We start from the raw sequence: 2,981 nt of genomic DNA on the forward strand, positions 1-2,981 counted from the left end.
CCAGGCTGTCGAATTCCGCCCCGGTCGACGGGTCGATCACCGCGATCGTGCGGCCATCCGCAGCGCCGTTCCAAATTCCATCGATCAGAATCGTTTTCGGACCTATCATGATGCTCTTTCTGTCTCAGGATCGTTCGTCGCGGCGGGGCGGGCTCGTCACGTCGTTGCGTTTAAGACGAATTCTTGTTGCGGGCTATTGTTGAAGATGGATGCCTCCATGGGCCACGATATCGCCATGGCTCCCCTCGCCGAAACGCCTGTCGCCGATGCCGCGGCCGTGCTGCTGGTCGAGGACATGCCGGCGCTGGCCCGGCTGTATGTCGAGACCCTGTCCCGGGCCGGCATCGCCGTCGATCATGCCGAGACCGGGGCCGATGCGCTCGCGGCGCTGGCGCAGGGGCGCTATGCGACCGTGCTGCTGGACCTCAACCTGCCCGACATGAACGGCATGGAGATCCTGGCGCATATCCGCGAGCAGCAGATCCCGGTGGCGCCGATCGTCATCACCGCCCATGGCTCGGTCAACACCGCGGTCGAGGCGATGCGGCTGGGCGCCTTCGACTTCCTGGTCAAGCCCTTCCCCGGCGACCGGCTGACGGTCACCGTCCGCAACACGCTGGAGCGGATGCGGCTGCAGCGCGAGGTCGAGGCCTGGCGCGAGGATCTCGGCCGCGACCGCTATTACGGCTTCATCGGCCGGTCGCTGGCGATGCAGGCGGTGTACCGCATCATCGATTCGGCGGCGGCGTCGAAGGCCACCGTGTTCATCACCGGCGAGAGCGGCACGGGCAAGGAGCTGTGCGCCGAGGCGGTGCACCGGCGCAGCCCGCGCCACGACCAGCCCTTCGTGGCGCTGAACTGCGGCGCCATCCCGCGCGACCTGATGGAATCGGAGATCTTCGGCCATGTGAAGGGCGCCTTCACGGGGGCGGTGGCCGACCGCGAGGGCGCCGCGGCCCGGGCCGATGGCGGCACGCTGTTCCTGGACGAGATCTGCGAGCTGCCGGCGGAGCTGCAGACCAAGCTGCTGCGCTTCCTGCAGACCGGGGTGGTGACGGCGGTCGGCGGCAGCCGCGAGCGCAAGGTCGACCTGCGCATCGTCTGCGCCACCAATCGCGACCCGGCGGAGGAGGTGCGGCAGGGCCGGTTCCGCGAGGACCTGTATTACCGCCTGCTGGTGATCCCGGTGACCCTGCCGCCGCTGCGCGAGCGCGAGGACGACGTGCTGCTGATCGCGCGCCAGTTCCTGCGCGACTATGCGGCGGAGGAGGGCAAGAGCTTCGCCGATTTCGACCTGGAGGTGGCGGAGGACCTGCAGCGCTATGCCTGGCCGGGCAATGTCCGCCAGCTGCAGAACGTCATCCGCAACATCGTCGTGCTGCATGACGGGCCGCTGGTGACGCGGGCGATGCTGCCGCCGCCGGTGCGCACCCTGATCCCGGCGGCGCAGCCCGCCCGCCCGTCGGCCGAGCCGCCAGCGGTCGCGACAGACGGCAAGGCGGCGGGGATCCGGCCGTTATGGATGGTCGAGAAGGACGCGATCGAGGACGCGATCTCGGCCTGCGACGGCCATGTGCCGCGGGCCGCGGCGCTGCTGGGCATCAGCGCCTCGACCATCTACCGCAAGCGGCTGAACTGGGAGGCCGAGGGCCGGGGCTAGTGGTTCGGGTCACGTCAGGCATTCGGACAGGACCGGCACGATGTCGATCGTCTTCGCGCATTGCCTCTCCCGCAAGCGAGACCTTTTCGGAAATTCCCCGGATCGTCCCGGACGCCCGCGACGAAAGCAAAAAGAGTCCCCCCTCCCCTTGCGGGAGGGGGGTAGGGGGAGGGGGTTCGCGCCGCCAGAGCCGCCCACGATCCGGGCCACCCGCGACGTCGTTTCCTGAGTCCATTCGCGCGGAGCTTGTCCTCGACAACCCCCTCCCCCTGCCCCCTCCCGCAAGGGGAGGGGGGACTCGATAAGATGAAGGTCGCGGCTATTCCGAAAGGTCTCGCAAGCGGGAGAGGCAACACGCTGTCGCCCTGACAGGATCGGATGATCTGATCCGGCCTGGACTCATCCCGCCCTGACCACCGCCTCCGGATAGACCAGGCGGAAGCGTTCGCAGAACACCGGCATGTCCAGGGCCGGCTCGCGGCCCAGCTCGGCGCAGCGGCGGCCGAAATAGCTCCAATGCGCCTCGCGCCAGGAGGCCAGCGACCGGTCGTCCTCGCCCTCGTCATAAGCGAAGGCGGCGTCGACCTGGTCGAAGGGCAGCACCCGCACCTCCATCGTCTGCAGCACGCAGCGCGGGGTGCCGGCGAAATCGGTGATCAGGCTGTAGCCGCCCGGCTTCGGCGTGCCGGCCTCGTCGGCGCCCCAGACCAGACCGGCGGTGGCGGTCTTGGTGCCGGCCAGCACCAGCTCCAGGAGCTCGCGCGCCAGATCCTCGCTGTCGCCGAAATACCAGAGGTCGTAATGCTCGGGCAGGCCCAGATCCGGCCGGTCGCGGCGCAGCGCCTGCCACCAGCGTTCGGCGATGTCGGTCATGCTCGGCCTCCGGCGGAATCAGGGGGCCGATTCCGCCAGAAACCGGGCCGTGGTCAAGCCCGGCGCGGCACCGGGCGGCGGAGCAGCTCGGTCGAATAGACCAGCAGCGCCACGACCGGGAAGGCGAGGCCGACCCAGCTGACCAGAGACCAGCCGCCGGCGCTGAAGGTGCCGCTGGCGATGGCGGAGCCGACCGCGCCGCCGGCGAAGGCGCTGGCGACATACAGGCCGTTCATCCGGCCGCGCGCCTCTGGCGCCAGGGCGTAGATGGCGCGCTGGCCCAGAACCATGTTGGCCTGCACCCCGAAATCGAGCAGGACGCCGGCCGCGCCCAGCAGCACCACCGACCCGGCCACGCCGCCGGTCCAGGCCATGGCGAAGGCGACGGCGACCGACGCCAGGGCGCCGAAGGTGGCCGGCCGGGTCCAGCCGCGGTCGGCGATGCGGC

General features: G+C 69.9%; 3 protein-coding genes. 1 reads left to right on the forward strand and 2 read right to left on the reverse strand.

The annotated features are described in order from the left end of the window. Window positions 1–235: 235 nt before the first annotated feature. Window positions 236–1,660: a sigma-54-dependent transcriptional regulator gene (locus tag P409_RS30640; protein ID WP_052121594.1), complete on the forward strand. Its 1,425-nt coding sequence runs from the start codon at window positions 236–238 to the stop codon at window positions 1,658–1,660. Between the two features lie 399 nt (window positions 1,661–2,059). Here the strand turns inward: P409_RS30640 and P409_RS30645 are convergent, their stop codons facing one another. Together P409_RS30645 and P409_RS30650 are read right to left on the reverse strand one after the other, a co-directional pair. Next, window positions 2,060–2,533 (reverse strand): ASCH domain-containing protein, encoded by a 474-nt coding sequence (locus P409_RS30645; RefSeq protein WP_034847375.1) that lies wholly within the window; start codon window positions 2,531–2,533, stop codon window positions 2,060–2,062. 53 nt (window positions 2,534–2,586) lie between these two features. Then, window positions 2,587–2,981, reverse strand: a 395-nt coding sequence (locus tag P409_RS30650; RefSeq protein WP_034847377.1) for an MFS transporter, incomplete at its 5' end; no start/stop codon positions are given.

It is taken from the genome of Inquilinus limosus MP06, from assembly GCF_000767795.1.
In the GTDB taxonomy this organism is placed as follows: Bacteria; Pseudomonadota; Alphaproteobacteria; order DSM-16000; family Inquilinaceae; genus Inquilinus; species Inquilinus limosus_E.

Excerpts from the sequence above, each read along its gene's own strand:
- P409_RS30640 (WP_052121594.1), top strand. The coding sequence starts at position 236 with ATGGCTCCCCTCGCCGAAACGCCTGTCGCCGATGCCGCGGCCGTGCTG.
- P409_RS30645 (WP_034847375.1), bottom strand. The coding sequence starts at position 2,533 with ATGACCGACATCGCCGAACGCTGGTGGCAGGCGCTGCGCCGCGACCGG.